This is a genomic window from Streptomyces sp. NPDC004126, from assembly GCF_050275515.1.
In the GTDB taxonomy this organism is placed as follows: domain Bacteria; phylum Actinomycetota; class Actinomycetes; order Streptomycetales; family Streptomycetaceae; genus Streptomyces.
In genome coordinates this window covers 100,377-119,402 of sequence record NZ_JBNNPF010000026.1, presented here as the reverse complement: position 1 = coordinate 119,402, position 19,026 = coordinate 100,377, and the positions used below count along the sequence as shown (strand labels likewise).

At 72.3% G+C, this 19,026-nt stretch carries 17 protein-coding genes; 4 read left to right on the top strand and 13 right to left on the bottom strand.

What is annotated here, in order from left to right; genetic code table 11:
* Positions 1-331: 331 nt before the first annotated feature.
* Positions 332-1,003, bottom strand: a complete 672-nt coding sequence (gene nucS, locus ACQKM2_RS24150) for an endonuclease NucS (RefSeq protein WP_362459659.1) — start codon at positions 1,001-1,003, stop codon at positions 332-334.
* A gap of 220 nt (positions 1,004-1,223) precedes the next feature.
* Here nucS and ACQKM2_RS24145 point away from each other — a divergent pair, with 220 nt between their 5' ends.
* On the top strand, positions 1,224-1,616 hold the full coding sequence (locus tag ACQKM2_RS24145) for an SCO5389 family protein (RefSeq protein ID WP_007266607.1): 393 nt from the start codon (positions 1,224-1,226) through the stop codon (positions 1,614-1,616).
* Between the two features lie 81 nt (positions 1,617-1,697).
* Here ACQKM2_RS24145 and ACQKM2_RS24140 read toward each other — a convergent pair whose 3' ends face one another.
* Positions 1,698-2,729, bottom strand: coding sequence for an LLM class flavin-dependent oxidoreductase (locus ACQKM2_RS24140; RefSeq protein ID WP_427713057.1), 1,032 nt, complete (start codon positions 2,727-2,729; stop codon positions 1,698-1,700).
* Positions 2,730-2,977: 248 nt separating this feature from the next.
* On the opposite strand from ACQKM2_RS24140, the gene ACQKM2_RS24135 reads away from it, so the two are divergent.
* A complete protein-coding gene (locus tag ACQKM2_RS24135; protein WP_427713039.1) occupies positions 2,978-3,304 on the top strand; it encodes an ATP/GTP-binding protein in 327 nt (108 codons plus the stop codon).
* Positions 3,305-3,312: 8 nt separating this feature from the next.
* On the opposite strand, the gene ACQKM2_RS24130 is transcribed toward ACQKM2_RS24135, so the two are convergent.
* The 7 genes from ACQKM2_RS24130 to mce form a co-directional block, all read right to left on the bottom strand.
* Positions 3,313-4,167: an ABC transporter permease gene (locus ACQKM2_RS24130; RefSeq protein WP_427713037.1), complete on the bottom strand. Its 855-nt coding sequence runs from the start codon at positions 4,165-4,167 to the stop codon at positions 3,313-3,315.
* On the bottom strand, positions 4,164-5,288 hold the full coding sequence (locus ACQKM2_RS24125; protein ID WP_427713035.1) for an ABC transporter ATP-binding protein: 1,125 nt from the start codon (positions 5,286-5,288) through the stop codon (positions 4,164-4,166). Before ACQKM2_RS24125 ends, ACQKM2_RS24130 begins: the two co-directional genes overlap by 4 nt.
* 181 nt (positions 5,289-5,469) lie before the next feature.
* Complete coding sequence (locus ACQKM2_RS24120) at positions 5,470-6,249, bottom strand: ABC transporter permease subunit (RefSeq protein ID WP_427713033.1); 780 nt, start codon at positions 6,247-6,249, stop codon at positions 5,470-5,472.
* Positions 6,242-7,219 carry an ABC transporter ATP-binding protein gene (locus tag ACQKM2_RS24115; protein ID WP_427713030.1) on the bottom strand — a complete coding sequence of 326 codons (978 nt, stop codon included), beginning with the start codon at positions 7,217-7,219 and terminating at the stop codon, positions 6,242-6,244. The genes ACQKM2_RS24120 and ACQKM2_RS24115 overlap by 8 nt, the downstream gene beginning before the upstream one ends.
* A 113-nt stretch (positions 7,220-7,332) precedes the next feature.
* Positions 7,333-8,271 (bottom strand): hypothetical protein, encoded by a 939-nt coding sequence (locus ACQKM2_RS24110; protein WP_007266614.1) that lies wholly within the window; start codon positions 8,269-8,271, stop codon positions 7,333-7,335.
* A 194-nt stretch (positions 8,272-8,465) separates the two neighbouring features.
* A complete protein-coding gene (scy, locus tag ACQKM2_RS24105; protein WP_427713028.1) occupies positions 8,466-13,055 on the bottom strand; it encodes a polarized growth protein Scy in 4,590 nt (1,529 codons plus the stop codon).
* A 380-nt stretch (positions 13,056-13,435) separates the two neighbouring features.
* On the bottom strand, positions 13,436-13,873 hold the full coding sequence (gene mce, locus ACQKM2_RS24100; protein WP_427713026.1) for a methylmalonyl-CoA epimerase: 438 nt from the start codon (positions 13,871-13,873) through the stop codon (positions 13,436-13,438).
* 137 nt (positions 13,874-14,010) lie between these two features.
* On the opposite strand from mce, the gene ACQKM2_RS24095 reads away from it, so the two are divergent.
* Positions 14,011-15,213 carry an acetyl-CoA C-acetyltransferase gene (locus ACQKM2_RS24095; protein ID WP_362459634.1) on the top strand — a complete coding sequence of 401 codons (1,203 nt, stop codon included), beginning with the start codon at positions 14,011-14,013 and terminating at the stop codon, positions 15,211-15,213.
* A gap of 10 nt (positions 15,214-15,223) precedes the next feature.
* Positions 15,224-16,186 (top strand): methylmalonyl Co-A mutase-associated GTPase MeaB, encoded by a 963-nt coding sequence (gene meaB / locus ACQKM2_RS24090; protein WP_427713024.1) that lies wholly within the window; start codon positions 15,224-15,226, stop codon positions 16,184-16,186.
* A gap of 83 nt (positions 16,187-16,269) precedes the next feature.
* On the opposite strand, the gene ACQKM2_RS24085 is transcribed toward meaB, so the two are convergent.
* The 4 genes from ACQKM2_RS24085 to ACQKM2_RS24070 all read right to left on the bottom strand — a co-directional run bounded on the left by ACQKM2_RS24085 (position 16,270) and on the right by ACQKM2_RS24070 (position 18,935).
* On the bottom strand, positions 16,270-16,746 hold the full coding sequence (locus tag ACQKM2_RS24085; protein ID WP_405983000.1) for a MarR family winged helix-turn-helix transcriptional regulator: 477 nt from the start codon (positions 16,744-16,746) through the stop codon (positions 16,270-16,272).
* Positions 16,747-16,831: 85 nt separating this feature from the next.
* Positions 16,832-17,650: an AIM24 family protein gene (locus ACQKM2_RS24080; protein ID WP_427713021.1), complete on the bottom strand. Its 819-nt coding sequence runs from the start codon at positions 17,648-17,650 to the stop codon at positions 16,832-16,834.
* Entirely contained in the window at positions 17,647-18,297 is a 651-nt protein-coding gene (locus tag ACQKM2_RS24075; RefSeq protein WP_042801807.1) for an AIM24 family protein, read from the bottom strand. Before ACQKM2_RS24075 ends, ACQKM2_RS24080 begins: the two co-directional genes overlap by 4 nt.
* On the bottom strand, positions 18,297-18,935 hold the full coding sequence (locus tag ACQKM2_RS24070; protein ID WP_427713018.1) for an AIM24 family protein: 639 nt from the start codon (positions 18,933-18,935) through the stop codon (positions 18,297-18,299). Before ACQKM2_RS24070 ends, ACQKM2_RS24075 begins: the two co-directional genes overlap by 1 nt.
* Positions 18,936-19,026: the final 91 nt, after the last annotated feature.

The following is a 19,026-nucleotide window of genomic DNA, read 5'->3' as shown; positions in this document are numbered from 1 at the left end:
CCTCAAACGCCGGCGGGGCTATGAATGGCCCGTCCGGCGTTTGAGGACCGGGGTCTTTCCAGCCCCGCCGGCGCTTGAGGCGCGGGTCCGGGCAGCGCCCGGGGAACGGTGGAAGGGCGGGTAGGGGACCAGCCCCGCGCAGCGGCCGCCGCGTACGACGACGGCCCCCCGAGCCGGAGGGGCTCAGAGGGCCGGGAGGAACGACGGGCCACAGGTGGCAAGGGACAGGGGCGGGGCCCCGCCCGGCACCCGCCGGACGGAGTCCGGCGCAGCGGCGCGAAGCCGGGGAGGCCGCTCGCGGCCGAGCCGTGCGAGCGGCGCGTCAAAAGGATCAGAACAGGCGGAGCTTGTCGTCCTCGATGCCGCGGAGGGCGTCGTAGTCGAGGACCACGCAGTCCATCCCCCGGTCATTGGCCAGAACCCGCGCCTGCGGCTTGATCTCCTGCGCCGCGAACACACCCCGGACAGGGGCCAGGTGCGGGTCGCGGTTCAGCAGTTCCAGGTACCGGGTCAGCTGCTCGACGCCGTCGATCTCGCCGCGCCGCTTGATCTCCACCGCCACCGTCGCGCCGGAGGCGTCCCGGCACAGGATGTCGACCGGGCCGATCGCCGTCATGTATTCGCGCCGGATCAGCGTGTAGCCCTCGCCCAGCGTGTCGATGCGGTCGGCCAGCAGTTCCTGGAGGTGCGCCTCGACGCCGTCCTTGATGAGGCCGGGGTCCGTGCCCAGCTCGTGGGAGGAGTCGTGGAGGACTTCCTCCATGGTGATGATGAGCTTCTCGCCCGCCTTGTTGACGACGGTCCAGACGTTCGCGTCGTCCCCCGTCCCCTCCTTGAGGGTGCACGGAGGCGACATCCAGTTGAGCGGTTTGTACGCCCGGTCGTCCGCGTGGATCGAGACACTGCCGTCGGCCTTCACGAGGATCAGACGGGGTGCCGAGGGCAGATGGGCGGTGAGCCGGCCCGCGTAGTCGACGGAGCAGCGGGCAATGACGAGACGCATGGTCGGCAACGCTACTCGACCGACGGGCCTCCACGCGATTCGCCCCTGAAAGCCCCGTTCGCCGATGGCGCGTTGTATGCGCATTCTCCTGGTGCGCCACCCGGTGGGCGCCTACCGTGGTGAGCGGGAGGTTGTCGAGCGTGCACACTGCGTCGCGGCCTCCCTCCCTGCCCGTAGGACTCAGGCAGCCCAAACTGCCTGGGTCACGAGAGGAGAACCCATGTCGCTCGACGTCTCACCGGCCCTACTCGAACAGGCCGAGCGAGGCGAGGTCGACGAAGCCGCCTTCGTCGACTGCGTCCGGACCTCCCTGCCTTACGCATGGGAGATGATCAGCTCGTTGGTGGCCCAGCTGGAGGTTGAGGGCGGAGAGTTCGCCGACAACCAGACGCCGCCGCCGGACGAGCAGGCGCGCGGGCAGCTGCTGCGCGCGCTCGCGAGTGACGCGATACGGGGTGCGCTGCAGCGGCACTTCGGGGTGCGCCTGGCGTTCCAGAACTGCCACCGTGTGGCCGTGTTCCCGCTGGATTCCTCGGTGGACGACCGGCTGGCCAAGTTCACCTCGATCCGCGGCCAGCTGCTCAACCAGTCCCCGGAACTTCGGGACTGCTAGCAGTACCGGTACTCCGCTGCCGCTCCGTGTCGCGGGAGGTGCGACTGGCACAGGAGCGGCAGCCCCAGGCCCCGTACGGGGTCACATCAGCAGGGGGAGGACCTCCGAGCCGAGACGGCGGACGTTGTCCTCCGTGGCGGCGAGGTCACCGGACCCTTCCGTCAGCAGGGCGAAGCGGGTGATGCCCGTCCGCTGAGAGGTCTGCGCCAGCCGGTCCGCCGCCAGGGCGGGGCTGCCGACGGGGTGCAGGTTGCACAGCAGTTCCGTGTACGCGTGCGGGTCCCGCATCGCGCGCTGCCGGCCGTCCACCGTCACATGGGCGTCCAGGCCCTGGCGGAACCAGCCCGGCATCGACTTCAGCAGGGTCTCGCGCGCGTCGGCCGAGCGGTCCGCCAGCTGGCAGACCCCGGCCGACACGTGCCCGGCCGCCCGTACGGACTCCGGCGAGTGCCCGTGCGCCAGCGCGGTCCGCCGCCACAGCGCGACCTGCTCGGCCTTCTCCTCGTCCCCGCAGTGCATGCCCAGCAGCATCGGCAGCCCGCGCTCCGCGGCCAGCCGTACCGACGCCGGGGAGGTGCAGGCGACGATCACTTCCGGCCCCGTCCCGTCACCGTCCAGCGCGTCGGACGGCCGCGGTACGACGGCCACCTCGCGGAAGGAGTGCCGCGGGCCGGCCGCCTCCACCCGGGGCTCCGCCAGCCAGCGCCGCAGCAGGTCGAGGTCCTCCGGGAAGCCGGTCTCGTACGCCTCCAGGCCGGCTCCGAGCACCTCCAGGTCCACCCACGGCCCGCCGCGCCCCACCCCCAGGGTGAACCGGCCGCCCGAGGTGACGTGCAGCAGGGCCGCCTGCTCGCCGAGGGCCACCGGGTGCGTGTTCGGCAGCACGCTGACCGCCGTGCCCACCCGCAGCCGCCGGGTCCGGCCCAGCAGCAGGGCCGCCAGGGTCACCGCCGACGGGCAGACCCCGTACGGCACGAAGTGGTGCTCGGCGAGCCAGACCGAGTCCAGCCCGGACTCCTCGGCCACCTCGGCGGTGCGCACCGCCCGGTGCAGTGCCTCGCCCTGTCCCTGACCCGGGAACTGGGCCGCCAGTACAAACGCTCCTACGCGCATCATCGCCCTTAGCCTCCTCGCGGCTGACGCGGCCTCCCCCAGGCGGACCGACTCGTCGACGGCATCGACGTCTGCTGGCAACAACGTCTGACACGTGCCAAAGGCACGGCCTGACAGGAAAGTTATTGAGATTGTCGGGCCAGCTCCCTGCGGAGGGACTGCGTCCACCTGCCACCCTGCGGGTACCCCGGCTCGCTGCGCGTAGTCTGGGAGAAAGTCACTGTCGGCCGCCCCTTCGTGAGGTATACGTGTCACCGCGCCACAACCGCCCCAGGGGCGGCGAGACTCCGGACGAACGACCTGCCACCGGCCTCGACCGGTTCGGCCTGGAGCGCACCGAGGAGTACCTGGGCGAGGACTGGAAGGTCCGGCACGTCGCGGGGGCCGGCGCCGCGGGCAAGCGCTACCGCTGCCCGGGCTGCGACCAGGAGATCCCCTCCGGCACCCCGCACCTGGTGGCGTGGCCCGAGTACGGCGGCGTCGACGACCGCCGGCACTGGCACAAGGCCTGCTGGAACGCGAAGGACCGCCGCACCTCCAAGGTGCAGCGGTCCCGCAACGCGCCCAGGTACTAGGCCGCCGGTCAGACGTCCCGGCGGCGCACCACCGCGTACGAGGCGATGACCGAGCCCGCCGTCACCACCAGCAGCAGGACGAGCTGGACCACGTCGCTGGGGGCCGACCGGCCCTCCATGTCGACGCCCTGCAGCCCGAACAGCTGGACCAGGCCCACCGGGGCGTTGTAGCGGAGCACCAGCCCCCCGAGCGACGAGGTGACGGGCCAGGAGGTCAGTATCGCCCCGAGCACCGGGGGCATCGTGACCACGCCGAGCATGACCGCGATCCCGCCCGCGGAGTGCCGTACGAGCGCCCCGACCGCGAGCGCGAGGACCCCCAGCAGGGTCACGTAGAACGAGCCGGCGACCGCGCCCGTCCAGTCGCTCAGGCCGTGCGTCCCGGCGGCGGGCCCGTTGTGCAGGATCGCGGCCCACAGGCCGACGAACAGCACCGAGCCCAGGGTCACGAGGAACGCGCAGGTGCCGAAGACCAGGTACTTGGCGGTGAGCACCCGCAGCCGCTCGGGGGCGGCGGTGAAGGTGGTGCGGATCAGGCCGGTGCCGAACTCGGAGGAGATCGTCAGCACGCCCAGCACGATCACCGACACCTGGCCGGCCATCAGCCCGAAGAGGGCGGGGCCGGTGAAGGGGAGGTACTGGTAGTCGGCGGCCGTGGTCTGCAGCACGGCGACCATGCCGACGCCGACGACCAGCGCCACGAGGGAGCCGAGCGTCCACAGGGTGGAGCGCACGGAGGTCAGCTTCGTCCATTCCGAGGCGATGGCGTGCCCCAGGTGCGGCCGCGGCGTGGGCAGCGGCGAGCTGTACGCCTGCGGCTGCTCCGCGCTCGCCGCGGGCGGGCCGGCGGGGGTGGGGGTCATCGGTGTTCCTCGGGGGTGTTCTCGGAGCCGCGGGCCAGATCGGCGGCGCTGCCCGGCATCAGGAAGGGGCGCCCGGATCCGGGCGGCGGGGGAGCGAAGAAGCTCGCCGCGGTGTCGGCGGGGACGGCCGCCTCCTCCTCCCACTCCGGGACGGCCAGCGGCTCGGGCTCCCACAGCTCGGCGCGGGGGTCCTCGGTGGAGGTGTACTCGACGGAGGACTGCGTCATCCGCATGTAGGCCTCCTCCAGCGAGGCCCGGTGCGGGGAGAGCTCCCACAGGCGTACGCCGGCCTCGTGCGCGAGGTCGCTGACGCGGGGCAGTTCCAGCCCGGTCACGCGCAGCGCCCCGTCGGGCTCCTGGAGGACCCGGCCGCCCGCCCGGGTCAGGGCGGAGGCGAGGGTGGTCCGGCCGTCGGAGCCGTCGTCCGCGGGGCCGGCGGCGGCACGCACCCGCGCGAATCCGGCCGAGTTGTGCGTGATGAAGTCCTGGGTGCTCATGTCGGCCAGCAGCCGGCCCCGGCCGATCACGATCAGGTGGTCGGCGGTGAGGGCCATCTCGCTCATCAGGTGCGAGGAGACGAAGACGGTCCGGCCCTCGGCGGCCAGCTTCCGCATGAGGTTGCGGACCCAGAGGATGCCCTCGGGGTCGAGGCCGTTGACCGGCTCGTCGAAGAGCAGCACCTGGGGGTCGCCGAGCAGGGCGGCGGCGATGCCGAGGCGCTGGCCCATGCCGAGGGAGAAGCCCTTGGTGCGCTGGCGGGCCGCGTCCTGCAGGCCGACCACGCCGAGGACCTCGTCCACGCGCTTCTCGGGGATCCCGGAGAGCTGGGCGATGGACAGCAGGTGCGTGCGGGCCCGGCGGCCGCCGTGCACGGCCTTGGCGTCGAGCAGGGCGCCGACGTGCCGCTGGGCGTTCGGCAGCTCCCGGAAGGGGAGGCCGTTGATCGTGACGCGGCCGGAGGTGGGCCGGTCCAGCCCGAGGACCATGCGCATGGTGGTGGACTTGCCGGAGCCGTTGGGTCCCAGGAAGCCCGTCACGTGACCCGGCTTGACCTGGAAGGACAGCTGGTCGACGGCGGTCTTGGCGCCGAAGCGCTTGGTCAGGCCGACTGCCTCGATCATCCTTGTGCCCCTTGCCAGCCGGGACGGCTCTCGCCCGCGTACGCCTTAAGAGGATATCGAGGCTCCTGCGGTTCCCTCCCGGGCCGGATCCCTGAGCTGCCCCTGAGATCCGACCCGGGGATGTCCCGTAGTACGCGGGACGTCCGTCGTGAGACGGACACCCCGCGTCACCGCGGGCCGGTCAGGCGTCCCGCTTCGCGAGGGTGAGGTAGCCGGCGGCGATGGCGGCCAGGGACCACAGCGCCATGATCCCGAGTCCGCCCCAGGGGCCGTAGGGGGTGTCGGCGTCCGCCGAGGCGACGGTCTGCATGATCGCGGAGCCCGCCATGTTGGGCAGGTAGTTCGCGATCTTGCGGGTGGCGTCGACCAGGCTGAGGACGATCGGCAGGATCAGGACGAAGGTGATCAGGAGCGAGATCGCGGCCGCCGAGTTCCGCAGGACCATCGAGATCCCGATGGCGAACGCGGCGAGCAGGGCCAGGTACAGGCCCACGCCGATCACCGCGCGCAGGACGTTCTCCTCGCCGAGGGAGGTGCTGTGGTCGCCGAGGAGGGCCTGGCCGAGGAAGAAGGACAGGAAGCCGGTGGCCAGGCCGACGACCAGGGCGAGGCCGGTGGCCACGCTGACCTTGCCCAGCAGCAGGGTGCCGCGCCGGGGCACGGCGGCGAGGGAGGTGCGGACCATGCCGGTCCCGTACTCGCTGCCGACGACCATCGCGCCGAAGACCAGCATGGCCAGCTGGCCCAGCATCATCCCCGAGAAGCTCATCTGCGTGGCGTCGAAGGTGATCTGCGAGGCCTTCGGCATGTCCTCGAACGTCGCGTTGACCACGGCGCACAGCCCGGCGCCCATGGCGACGGTGACCAGCAGCGTGGTGGCCAGGGTCCAGCTGGTCGAGGCGACGGTGCGGATCTTGGTCCACTCGGACCGGAGGACGGCGGAGTAGGCCACCTCACTCACCGCCCTTGCGGGTCGGCGCCTCGAAGCCGGCGCCCCACGCGGGCCCCGGCACGGGCGCGCCCGGCGCGTGGGCGTGGTACTCGACGGAGTCCGCCGTCATGCGCATGAACGCTTCCTCCAGTGAAGCCCGTTGCGGGCTGAGTTCGTGCAGCACGATCTGGTGCTGGGCGGCGAGTTCGCCGAGCCGCTCGGGTTCGACGCCGTCGATCTCCAGGGTGCCGGTGGCGGGCACGCTGACCGCGTTGATGCCGGCCTCGTGCAGTACGTCCTTGAGGCGTTCCTGCTGTGGCGAGCGCAACCGTACGTAACTGCGGGAGTTCTGGTGGATGAAATCAGACATGGACATGTCGGCAAGGAGCTTTCCCTGTCCGATGACGATCAAATGGTCTGCGGTCAAAGCCATTTCGCTCATCAAGTGGGAGGAGACGAAGATCGTTCTCCCTTCCGATGCCAGCCCCTTCATAAGATTGCGGATCCAGAGAATTCCCTCGGGGTCCAGACCATTGACCGGTTCGTCGAACATGAGGATCTCCGGATCTCCCAGCAGGGCAGCGGCGATTCCCAGCCGCTGGCCCATTCCGAGCGAAAATCCTTTCGACTTCTTCTTGGCCACGGCCGTCAGGCCGACCAGGTCCAGCACCTCGGCCACCCGCTGCTCCGGGATCCGGTTCGACTGGGCCAGGCAGAGAAGGTTGTTGTACGCGCTGCGACCGCCGTGCATGGCTTTCGCGTCCAGCAGCGCCCCGATGTGCTTCAGCGGTTCCGGCAGGTCCCGGTAGTGCTTCCCGTCGATCCGGACCGTGCCGCCGGTCGGGCGGTCGAGGTCGAGCATCATGCGCATGGTCGTGGACTTGCCCGCCCCGTTGGGGCCGAGGAAGCCGGTCACCACCCCCGGTCTGACCTGGAAGCTGAGGTTGTCCACGGCGGTCTTCGCGCCGAATCGTTTCGTAAGGCCCTCAAGCTCGATCATGCGGCCACGCTAGAACGCCCAGGGGCCGTACGCCACCTCAAAAAGGTGACATACGGCCCCTGATGTGCCGGTTTCGCTACCCGCGGGTAGACGGCGGCGTACGCGCGGGCGTACTAACGGCTCTGCTGCGCCGGGACGCCCCGGGTGACCGGCTCGTCGTCGATCGGGGAGCCGGCGGCCGCCACGGCCGCGCCCGTCAGCGTCGCCAGCATCTCGCGGACGTTGGTCAGCTGCGCGTTGATGGAGTCGCGGCGGTTGGTCAGCGCCGCCAGCTCGCGCTCGGACTCGCTGCGGATGCGGTCGGCCTTGGCGTTGGCGTCGGCCACGATGTCCTCGGCCTGGCGCTGCGCGGTCTCCACCGTCTGGCGGGCCCGGCGCTCGGCGTCCGTACGCAGCTTCTCGGCCTCCAGGCGCAGCTGCTCGGCCCGGTGCTCGATCTCCGCCAGGCGCTTCTCGGCCTTCTGCTGACGCGAGGCCAGGTCGCGCTCCGACTGCTCGCGGCGCTTGGCCAGGTTGGTCTCGAAGTCCGCGGCGGCCTGGGCGGCCTTGGCGCGGGTCTCCTCGAACAGGGCGTCGGCCTCCTCGCGCTTGGAGGCCGCGTCCTTCTGGGCCTCGGCGCGCAGGGCGGCCGCGTCGCCCTTGGCCTTCTCGACGATGCGGACGCCCTCGTCCTCCGCGTTCGACTTCCGGTCCGCCGCGAACGACTCGGCGTCGTTGCGCACCTGCTGGGCCGCCGACTCGGCCAGCTCACGGTGCTGCTCGGCCGCGCGACGGGCCTCCTCGCGCAGGTCCTTCGCCTCCTCCTCGGCCAGCCGCAGGATCTTCTCGACCCGGGCGCCGAGACCGGCGTACGACGGCTCGGCGTCGCTCACCTGGGCCTGGGCGTTCTGCGTTTCGAGGTGCAGCTCCTCGATCCGCTTTTCCAGAGAGTTGATACGTCCTAGGGCGCTGTCGCGGTCGGAGACCAGCTTGGTAATGCGGTCGTCCACCTGACCGCGGTCGTAACCACGCCGCACGAGCTCGAAGCCGAAGGGGGAGGAAGTGTCGCTCATGGGGTTCCTGTCGAATGAGACCGATGAGGTGCTACGTGAGGTGTTAAGGGGAATCCTAGGCGCCAGGGCGGCGTGTCATCGAGTCAATCCGGGTTTGCCCTGGACAATGACACCCCTTTTGAGTGGCAAGGCGACGGAATGATTGTCACTCCTTCGACTGAACCTCCCTCAGAAGCACACATCCGGTGTTCTGACTACCCCTCTGACACCTTGCCACCCGAACGAGTGGAACCCGCTGATGCGCCGGCCCTCACGCCCCCCGCGCCCTGGCCACCCAATGCGGGCTTTCCGCCACCCGAAGGTGCCTCGAATGATTCCAACGCCTCAAGAACGTCCTGGACACGGGAAATCTCCGCCTGAATGTCCTCGCGCCTGCGCACCAGGACCTCCAGCTCGCGACGGCCCTCGTCGACCAGCCGCTCCGCCTCCGCCGTCGCCTCCGCGAGCACCTTCTCGGCCTGCCGCGACAGCTCCGCCTTCTTCGTCTCGGCCTCCTTGAGCAGCGCCTCGGCCTTGCGCACGGCCGCGATGCGGACCTTGCTCGCCTCGCTGCTCGCGTCCGACACCAGCTCCTTGGCCTTCGCCTCCGCCTCGGCACTCTGCTCGGTCGCCGCGCGGACCAGCTTGTCCACGCGCTCGCCGGCCGACTTCATCTGCTCGGCGGACTCGCGGCGGGCACGCTCGTGCAGCTCCTCCACCTCGGAGTCGACGCGGGAGCGCAGCTCCTCCGCCCGCTCCCTTATCGCGGCCGCGTCCGTACGCGCGCCGACCAGCAGCTCGTCCGCGTCCGTGCGGGCCTTCTCCACCGTGGAGTTGCCCTCCACGGTCGCCTCCGACGTGATGCGCGCGGCCTCCTTGCGGGCGGCGTCGACCATCGCGTCGGCCTGCTCCTCGGCCGCCGTGGTGGCGGCGAGGGCCTGCCGGCCCGCGTCCGAGGTCAGCTTGTCCGCTTCCGCGGCCGCCTCCGTGATGAGCCGGTCCACCTGCTCGGCGGCCTCCGTGCGCCGCTTGTTGGCCTCCTCGCGGGCCTCGTCCAGCAGCCGCTCGGACTCCTCGCGCGTCTCGGTACGGGTGCGCTCCGCGTCGGTCGCCGCCTCCGCCTTCACCCGCTCCGCCTCGGACCGGGTACGGGTCGCGTGCTCCTGCGCCGAGGCCAGCGCCTCCGCCGCCTCCGCGCGCAGCCGCTCCGCCTCGGCGGCCGCGTCGCCGACCGTGCGCTCGTTGTCCTTGCGGGTCTGCTCCGTGAGCTTGTCCGCCTCGGACGCCGCCTCGGTGATGAGCCGGTCCGCCTGCTCCGCGGCATCGGTGCGCAGCCGGTTGCCCTCGCCGCGCGCCTCGTCCAGGGTCTGCTCGGCGTCCCGCTCGGCGGCCTCCAGCGTCTCGTTGGCCGCGGCCGTGACGCGCTCCGCCTCCGCGGTGGCCTCGCCGATGATCCGGCCGCCCTCGGTGCGGGCCTCCTCCAGCGTCCGCGCCGCCTCCGCGACGAGCCGGTCGGCCTCCGCCGCGGCCTCGGCGACCGTGCGCTCGTTGGCCGCGCGGGTCTCCTCGACGAGCCGGTCGCCCTCCGCGCGCGACTCCACCAGGATCCGCGCCGAATCGCGCTCGGCGGCGGCCAGGGTGTCGGCCGCCTGCGTCTTCAGGGCGGCGGCCCGCGCCTCGCCCTCCTCCAGGACCCGTGCCGCCTCGGCCGTCAGCCGCTCGGCCTCCGCGGCCGCCTCGCCGACCGTGCGCTCGTTCGCCGCACGGGTCTCCTCGGTGAGCCTGTCCGCCTCGGACGCCGCCTCGGTGATGAGCCGGTCCGCCTGCTCGGCGGCCTCCGTGCGCAGCCGGTTGGCCTCGGCGCGCGCCTCGTCCAGGGTGCCCGCGGCCTCGGCGCGGGTGGCGTCCGCCGCCTCGACGGCCTCGGCCGTCAGCCGGTCCGCCTCCGCCTGGGCGTCGGTGACCGTCGCCGCGTTCGCCGCGAGGGTCTCCTCGGTGAGGCGCTCCGCCTCCGCCTCGGCCTCGGCCACGACCCGGGCGCCCTCGGCGCGCGAGGCCTCCAGGGACTCCGCCGCCTCGCCGCGGATCCGGTTCGCGTCGTCCCGGGCGTCCGCCCGGGTCCGCGCCGCGTCCCGCTCGGACGCCGCCAGGGCGTCCGTCGCCTCGGTGCGCACCCGCTGCGCGTACTCGGCCGTGTCGGCCCGCAGCTGCTCCGCCTCGGTGATCGCGTCGCCGACGGTCCGCGCCGCCAGCTCCTTCGCCGCGTCCGTCTCCACACGGGCCTCGGTGCGCACCCGCGCGGCGTCCTCGGCCGCCCGCTCGCGCTCCGCGTGGGCGTCGGCGCGGACCCGGTCCGCCTCCTGCTCCGCCTCCGTGCGGGTACGGTCCGCCGCGTGCTCGGCCGCACTGCGCAGGCCGCTGATCTCCTCCTCGGCCTGCTCGTGCAGGCCGGCCACGGAGTCGCGCACCTGCTGCGCGGTGGCCTCGGCCGCCGCGACCAGCTCCGCCGCGCGGCGCTCCGCCTCCTCGGTCAGGCGGGCCGCCTCGGCCTGCGCCTCCTCCGAGCGCTTGCGGGCCTGCGCCAGCAGCTCCTCGTTCTGCTCACGGGCCTGCGCCCGCTCGTTGCCCGCGTCCGTCCGGGCCGCCGACAGGGTCTCCTCGGCCTCCCGGCGGCGCCGCGCGGCCTCCTCCTGGGCTGCGGCCAGCGCCTCGGCGGCCTCCGCCGCCACCCGCTCGGCCGCGGCCTTCGCCTCGGCGCGCAGCCGGTCGGCGGTCTCCTGCGCCTCGGTGCGCACCCGCTCGGACTCGGCCTCCGCCTCGGCGCGCAGCCGTACGGAGACCAGCTCGGCCTCCGCGCGGACCCGGCCCGCGTCCTGCGCGGCGTCGGAGCGCAGCTGCTCGGACTCCGCCTCCGCCTGCGCCTGGAAGGTGCGGATCCGCTCGGCCGACTCGGCGCGCAGCCGGTCGTTCTCCTCGGTGGTCTCCTTGCGGATGTTCTCCGCCGCCAGGCGGGACTCGCGCAGCGTCTGCTCCGCCGACGTCAGCCGGGCCTCGGCGTCCGACTGCAGCCGGACCAGCTCCGAGTCCGCCTCGGCGCGCTTGGCCGCCAGGGCCTGCTCGGTCTCCTCGCGGCGCGCCCGTACGGCGGCGTCCGTCTCGGCCGTCAGGGCCTCGGCCCGCTCCTCGGCCTCCGCGCGCAGCCGTTCGGCCTCCGCGCGGGTCCGCTCCAGGGTCTCCTCGGCCTGCCGGCGCAGGGTGGTGGCCCGCTCCACGGCCTCGGCGCGGACCCGCTCGCTCTCGGCGGTCGCGCCGGAGCGCAGCTCGTCGGCGTCCGCCTTGGCCTTTCCGAGCAGCTCCTCGGCGGTCTTCGCCGCCTCCTCGATCTGCCCGACGGCCTCGCGGCGGGCCTCGCCGCGGATGCGCTCGCCCTCGGCGACGGCCTCCGCGCGCAGCTGCTCGGCCTCGCCGCGCAGCCGCCGCGCCTCCTCCTGGAGTTCGACCGTGCGGGCCCGGTACTCCTCGGTGTCGTCCTTCGCGGCGCCCTTGAGCTCGTCGGCCGTGGCCGCCGCCTGGGCGCGCAGCCGGTCCGCCTCGGTCTCCGCCTCGCGGCGGATCCGCTCGGCCTCCTCGGAGGCGGCGCGGGTCGTCGCCCGGGCGTCCTCCGAGGCCTTGTTCAGCACGTCCTCGGCGGTCCGGGCCGCCTTCGCCAGCTGCGCCGCCGTGTCCTCGGCGGCGGCCGTACGGGCCTGCTCGCCGGCCTCGGTGCGCAGCCGCTCCGCCTCCGCGCGGGCGTCGGCCAGCGCGTGCTCGGCCTCGGCCTTGAGGACCTCGGCCTCCTTCGTGGCCTCGCCGACCAGCCGGGCGACCTGCTCCTTCGCGGTGCGGGTGCGCTGGTCGTTGACGGACTCTGCCGAGGCGAGCTGCCGGGCGGCGCTCTCCTTGGCCTCCGCGAGGAGCTTCTCCGCCTCGGCCCGGGCGGCGCGCAGCGCCCCGTCGGCCTCCTGGACGCGGGCCTCGGCGACCCGGCCGAGGTCCATGGTCTGCTGCCGGGTCTGCTCGGCCTCGGCGGTGGTGGTGGAGCGCAGCCGCTCCGCGTGCTCGGTGGCCTCCTGGGCCTGCGCGGAGGCGGCGGCCAGCAGCCGCTCGGCCTCCTTGCGGGCGCGCAGCAGTGCCGACTCGGCCTCGGTGCGTGCGGCCTCGGCGTCTGCGGCGAGCCGGCGGCGGGCCTCCTCGGCGGTCCGGGCGGCCTCGGCGCGGGCGGCGTTCAGCGCCTGCTCGGACTCGGCGCGGGACTCCTCCATGAGCCGGCGTGCCTGGGACTCGGTCCGGGCGCGCAGCTGCTCGGCCCAGGCGACGTTCTCGTTGACGTGCGCCTCGACGGTCTGGCGGCGCTCGTTGAGCTCCTGGTCCAGGCGCTGGCGCCGGTTGACGGCCTCGGCGTGCAGCTCGGCCTGCAGGCGCGCCTGGTGCTCGGCGTGCTCCTGCAGGATGCGCTGGGTCTGCGCCCGGGCGTCGCGCAGCTCGCGCTCGGCGTCGGACCGCATCTGGTCGGCCTGCACCTGGGCGTTGCGCAGCAGCTGCTCCGCCTGGTAGCCCATGTCCGCGCCGTCGTAGGCAGGGCGGGACGCGAGCGCGCGCCGCACCTCATGCAGCTTGGCGCGCAGCACCTCGACCTGGTACCCGAGGTCCTCGGCGTGCTGGACGGCCTTCCCGCGCTCCTTCTTCAGCCGCTCCATCTCGGCTTCGAAGCGCGTGAGATGGTCGGCTTCGGCCTGATGGCTCTCCTGGCTTTCGTAGCCCCGCACAGCGCGGTCCCATCCGTCCCCTGGTCGCAAGCTCACTCCCAAATGAGCATCGCTCGCCCGCTGAACGACGCCCCCGGGGGAATGGTGTCAGATGTCGGGGCAGGGCTCTCGGCCCCGACCCCGTTCCGCACCGAACCCCGGCCGAGCCATGGCCACTCTACCGGCCGGGGAATGGGGACATCAGTGCGCTGCTGCCGGGCGGCCCCGGCCCGGGGGGTGAGACGTCCCGATCGATGGGCCCACCATGCGTGGATTTGCGATGTTCGAATGAATCTGTCCACGCGTGGGGCGTAGCGTCGTTGACGTGGAGCCCGTCATCGGGGCGGAGCCGCCGCCGGCACACCGCGGGCGGCGGTGTGCCGTGACGAGGGGCGATCGCGTCAGTGGTCGCCGGCCTGGGGGTTGGAGGTGACCAGCTCGGTGAGGACTCCGTGGCAGTCCTTGGGGTGCAGGAAGGTGATCCGGGAGCCCATGGAGCCGATGCGGGGCTCGTCGTAGAGGACGCGGACGCCCTTGCCGCGGATGGCTTCGGCGTCGCCGTCGACGTCGGCGGTGCCGAAGGCGATGTGGTGCACGCCCTCGCCGTTCTTGGCCAGCCACTTGCCCACCGCGGAGTCCTCGCGGGTGGGCTCCAGGAGCTGGAGGTAGGAGGCCCCGCCGTCGGAGGTCTCGTTGATCTTGAGCATGGCCTCGCGGACGCCCTGCTCCTCGTTGACCTCGGTGTGGAACACCTCGAAACCGTACGTGGCACGGTAGAACTCGACGGTCTTGTCCAGGTCGAAGCAGGCGATCCCGATGTGGTCGATTCTTGTCAGCATGGGACCAGTGCACCGCCGAGGAGGGTGGTCACGCAACGTGCCAGCGATCACACCGACTGCCCGGTGACTGCGCGGGTACCGCTCAGTACATTCGGGTAAACCCTCGTTCACTCCTCATCCTCAAGGGGCTGTGCCTCATGTCCGGAACGAACAACACCACCTCAGTGATCGTCGCCGGGGCCCGCACGCCCATGGGGCGGCTGCTCGGCTCGCTGAAGTCCTTCTCGGGCGCCGACCTCGGCGGCTTCGCCATCAAGTCCGCGCTGGAGCGGGCCGGGATCTCCGGCGACCAGGTCCAGTACGTGATCATGGGCCAGGTGCTCCAGGCCGGCGCGGGCCAGATCCCCGCCCGCCAGGCCGCCGTGAAGGCGGGCATCCCCATGAACGTGCCCGCGCTCACCATCAACAAGGTGTGCCTGTCGGGTCTGGACGCCATCGCGCTGGCCGACCAGCTCATCCGCGCCGGGGAGTTCGACATCGTGGTCGCGGGCGGCCAGGAGTCGATGACCAACGCCCCGCACCTGCTGCCGAAGTCCCGCGAGGGCTACAAGTACGGTGCGATCGAGATGCTGGACGCGATGGCCTACGACGGCCTGACCGACGCCTTCGAGGGCATCGCGATGGGCGAGTCCACCGAGAAGCACAACACCCGCCTGGGCATCGAGCGCGCCCCGCAGGACGAGTTCGCCGCCGCCTCCCACCAGCGGGCCGCGGCCGCGCAGAAGAACGGCGTCTTCGAGGCCGAGATCACCCCGGTCGAGATCCCGCAGCGCAAGGGCGACCCGGTGATCTTCGCCGCCGACGAGGGCATCCGCCCCGAGACCACGGCGGAGTCCCTGGGCAAGCTGCGCCCGGCGTTCGCCAAGGACGGCACCATCACCGCCGGCACCTCCTCGCAGATCTCCGACGGCGCCGCCGCCGTGGTCGTGATGAGCAAGGCGAAGGCCGAGGAGCTGGGCCTGGAGTGGCTGGCCGAGATCGGCGCCCACGGCAACGTGGCCGGCCCGGACAACTCCCTCCAGTCGCAGCCCTCGAACGCGATCCTGCACGCCCTGAAGAAGGACGGCCTGGAGGTCTCCGACCTGGACCTCATCGAGATCAACGAGGCCTTCGCGGCGGTGGCCGTGCAGTCAATGAAGGACCTCGGCGTGACCCCGGAAAAGGTGAACGTCAACGGCGGCGCCATTGCCCTGGGCCACCCGATCGGCATGTCCGGCGCCCGCGTGGTGCTGCACCTGGCGCTGGAGCTCAAGCGGCGCGGCGGCGGTACCGGTGCGGCGGCCCTGTGCGGTGGCGGCGGCCAGGGCGACGCCCTCGTGATCCGCGTCCCGAAGGCGTAGGGGCGAGCGCATGGCGACGGTGGACGTCCCCACGCTGGTGGCGCAGGCCCGTGAGGGCCGGCCGCGGGCCGTGGCCCGGCTGATCTCACTGGTCGAGGGGGCGTCCCCGCAACTGCGCGAGGTGATGGCCGCCCTGGCCCCGCTGACCGGCGGCGCGTACGTGGTCGGGCTGACCGGCTCCCCGGGGGTCGGCAAGTCGACCTCGACGTCGGCGCTGGTCTCGGCGTACCGCGCGGCCGGCAAGCGGGTCGGCGTGCTCGCGGTCGACCCGTCCTCGCCCTTCTCGGGCGGGGCCCTGCTCGGGGACCGGGTCCGGATGTCGGACCACGCCTCCGACCCGGGGGTCTACATCCGCTCCATGGCCACCCGCGGGCACCTGGGCGGGCTCGCCTGGGCGGCCCCGCAGGCGATCCGGGTGCTGGACGCGGCCGGCTGCGACGTGATCCTGGTCGAGACCGTCGGCGTCGGGCAGTCCGAGGTGGAGATCGCCTCGCAGGCCGACACCTCGGTGGTGCTGCTCGCGCCCGGGATGGGCGACGGGATCCAGGCCGCGAAGGCGGGGATCCTGGAGATCGGCGACGTGTACGTGGTGAACAAGGCGGACCGGGACGGCGCGGACGCCACCGCCCGGGAGCTGAACCACATGCTGGGCCTGGGCGAGACCCGGGGGCCCGGCGACTGGCGGCCGCCGATCGTCAAGACGGTCGCGGCCAAGGGCCAGGGCATCGACGAGCTGGTCGAGGCGCTGGAGAAGCACCGGGCGTGGATGGACGAGCGCGGGGTGCTGGCCGAGCGCCGGGCCGCGCGGGCGGCCCGTGAGGTGGAGACCATCGCGATCACCGCGCTGCGGGGGCGCCTGGCCGACCTGCGCGGGGACGCGCACCTGGACGCGCTGGCGGCCCGGGTGGCGGCCGGCGAGCTGGACCCGTACGCGGCCGCGGACGCGCTGCTGGACAGCCTGGCCGAGGGCTGAGGGCCGGGGGCCGAGGGGTGCGGAACGCGTGAGAGGGCGGGGAGCCTCGGCTCCCCGCCCTCTCACACGTGTACGGCGCGTGCTCAGATCTTGCCGCGGTTGCCGCGCAGGTGCTCCGCGACCGGCCGCAGCGACTCGCGCAGCGCCTGGAGGGCCTCCGGCGGCAGCAGGTCGATGAAGTGCTCGCGGACGGACGCCACGTGGTGCGGGGCGACCTTGCGCATGGTCTCCATGCCCTCGTCCGTGAGGACCGCGTACAGGCCGCGGCGGTCGGACTCGCAGTTCACCCGGCGGACCAGGCCCGCGGTCTCCATGCGGGTGATCTGGTGGGAGAGCCGGCTCTTGGACTGGAGCGTGGCCGTGGCCAGGTCGCTCATCCGCATCCGCAGGCCTTCCGACTCCGAGAGGTTCACCAGGATCTCGTAGTCGTTGTTGGTGAGTCCGAAGGGCTGGAGATCCTTTTCCAGCTGGTGCATCAGCAGTCTGCTGACGTCCAGGTGGGTGCGCCAGGCGCACTGTTCGGCGTCGGTAAGCCAGCGGGTGGCCGTCTCGGTCTCCATCGTCTCCATGAAAGAACTCTACCTAAGAAGTTGAATTACGTACAAAAATAGGAAGATCGGATTCGGGCGGTGCGGGCCGCGGACCTCACAGCCCGAGACGCCGCTGGAGATCGCCCAGCTGCCCCGGCATCCGGGGCACCCCCAGCTGCCCCAGCGGACCCTGGCCGGCCCCCGGAACGCCCTGGGCGTTGCCCGTGGCCGCCCCGGCGCCCACCGCGCCCACCGACTGCTCGGCCATCAGCAGCTCGGTCGACTGCAGCAGGACCGTGCCCGCACCGACGAACTCGAACTGGTGCTCCTCGCCGGAGGTGCCGCCGATGCCGGTCAGCGAGCGCAGGCCGCCCATCACGCCCGACATGTAGCCGTGGTCGTAGTGGTGGCAGGGGGAGGGGCAGTCCGCCCAGCCCACCAGCGCCTGCGGGTCGACACGCAGCGGCGGCTCCATGAAGACCACCGGTCCATTGGACGCCGCGACGAACTTCCCGGTTCCGATCAGGGTCAGGAAACCCGGGACGATCGACTGCTTCAGCGCCAGCGTGGGCTGGTACGCCAGCAGGTTCCCCGACCGGATGGTCAGGTTGCCGTTGTCCAGGTCGTACGAGTTCACGTCGAAGGCCCGGTCGGCGAGCAGCATCTTGCCCTGGCCCTCGGCGACCACCCAGTCGCTGGCGTGCAGCGGCGAGTGGAAGCTGGTGCGCAGCAGCCGGTCGAAGCGGCCGTTGCCGATGCCGTTGAACTCGATCCGCCCGTAGTAGGCGATCATCTTGCCCTTCTGCAGGAACCACTGGCTCCCCTTGAGCTCCACGCAGAAGGTGTACGCGTTCACGTTGTCGTCGGAGGGCAGGCTGTGCGGGTCGAAGACCGTCGGGCCGCCCGGGCCCGGGTTCACGGGGCCAAAGTTCACAGCTTCTCCTCCGAGGCCTGTACGTAGACCGCGCCCTGGCCGGACAGCTCCAGCTGGAACGCCTCGCCCGAGCCGCGCCCCACCATGTCCCGCCAGCCGAGCGCGGTGGAGAGCTTGTTCCGGACGTCCCCGTGGTGGGCCACGTACGCCTGCGGGTCGACGTGGACCGGCCGGTTCGGGGTGATGGGGAGTTCGATCACTCCGCCGTGGGCCATCACGGCGACCGCGCCGTGGCCCTTGAGGGTGGTGGTGAACAGGCCCTGGCCGGTCACCTGGCCGCGCACCATGCCCATGACGCCGCCCTGCGAGCCCATGAACATCGTGCCCTGCTGGAGGGTGCCGTCGAAGGCGAGCAGCCGGTCGGCCTCGACGTACAGCGTCTCGCCCTGGAGGTTGATCACCTGGATGTGGTGGCCGCCGTGGCCGAACATCACCGTGCCGCTGCCCTCGACCGTCATCAGCGGGGTCTGCTCGTTCGCCACCCGGCGCCCGATCATGCCCATGACGCCGCCCTGGCCGCCGGTGATGCTCGGGGTGAAGGAGACCTCGCCCCGGTAGGCGAGCATCGCCCCGCGCTGGCTGTACATCTTCTGGCCGGGGACCACCTGGGCCTCGACCATCTTCGAGTTGATCTCGCGGAACGGCATCAGACGTCACCCCCGATCGTGTTGCGCTCGCTCGGCTGGACGTACACCAGGCCCTCGCCCTCGAAGCGGATCTGGAACGCCTCGCCGGAGCCCTCGCCGATCAGGGTCCGGAAGTTGATCCCCGACTGGAAGGACTGCTGGAGGTTGCCGGTGTGCGCGATGTACGCGCCCGGGTCGACCGACAGCGGGTACTGGGAGCTGACGCGCAGCACCACCGCCGGACCGTCGGACATGATCGCCGCCTGGCCGGAGCCCTCCACGGTCGTGGTGAAGAGCCCGTTGCCCGTGGTGGCGCCGCGCAGACCGGTGAAGGTCGTGCCGGTGCGCAGGCCGGCGTCGGTGCACAGCAGGTTGCTGGACTCGACGTAGAGCTTCTCGCCGCGCAGGTTCACGAGGTTGATCTCGCTCGCCCGGTCGGCGAAGTAGCAGGTGCCGTGCCCCTGGACCTCCATCACGGTCATCTGTTCGCCGGTCAGCCGGCGGGTCACCATTCCGCGGAGGCCTTCGCCGCCGCCGGTCATCTTCTTGAAGGCCATCTGGCCGTCGTACGCGACCATGGCGCCGTTCTTCGCTTTCACGGCGTCACCGGTCAGGTCGACGGCGAGCACCTTGCTGCCTTGGAGTCTGAACTGAGCCACGGGGACGAAGGTATCGGCAGCGGGCCGGGCCGAACAGGGCCTGGTGGGCCGATATCCGCCACAATCACCGGGCTTCGGGGGATCCGGGGCC

Bases quoted from the DNA above. Each gene is read 5' to 3' on its own strand.
- nucS (WP_362459659.1), bottom strand. From the start codon at position 1,003: ATGCGTCTCGTCATTGCCCGCTGCTCCGTCGACTACGCGGGCCGGCTC.
- ACQKM2_RS24145 (WP_007266607.1), top strand. From the start codon at position 1,224: ATGTCGCTCGACGTCTCACCGGCCCTACTCGAACAGGCCGAGCGAGGC.
- ACQKM2_RS24140 (WP_427713057.1), bottom strand. From the start codon at position 2,729: ATGCGCGTAGGAGCGTTTGTACTGGCGGCCCAGTTCCCGGGTCAGGGA.
- ACQKM2_RS24130 (WP_427713037.1), bottom strand. From the start codon at position 4,167: ATGACCCCCACCCCCGCCGGCCCGCCCGCGGCGAGCGCGGAGCAGCCG.
- ACQKM2_RS24125 (WP_427713035.1), bottom strand. From the start codon at position 5,288: ATGATCGAGGCAGTCGGCCTGACCAAGCGCTTCGGCGCCAAGACCGCC.
- ACQKM2_RS24115 (WP_427713030.1), bottom strand. From the start codon at position 7,219: ATGATCGAGCTTGAGGGCCTTACGAAACGATTCGGCGCGAAGACCGCC.
- ACQKM2_RS24110 (WP_007266614.1), bottom strand. From the start codon at position 8,271: ATGAGCGACACTTCCTCCCCCTTCGGCTTCGAGCTCGTGCGGCGTGGT.
- mce (WP_427713026.1), bottom strand. From the start codon at position 13,873: ATGCTGACAAGAATCGACCACATCGGGATCGCCTGCTTCGACCTGGAC.
- ACQKM2_RS24095 (WP_362459634.1), top strand. From the start codon at position 14,011: ATGTCCGGAACGAACAACACCACCTCAGTGATCGTCGCCGGGGCCCGC.
- meaB (WP_427713024.1), top strand. From the start codon at position 15,224: ATGGCGACGGTGGACGTCCCCACGCTGGTGGCGCAGGCCCGTGAGGGC.
- ACQKM2_RS24085 (WP_405983000.1), bottom strand. From the start codon at position 16,746: ATGGAGACCGAGACGGCCACCCGCTGGCTTACCGACGCCGAACAGTGC.
- ACQKM2_RS24075 (WP_042801807.1), bottom strand. From the start codon at position 18,297: ATGCCGTTCCGCGAGATCAACTCGAAGATGGTCGAGGCCCAGGTGGTC.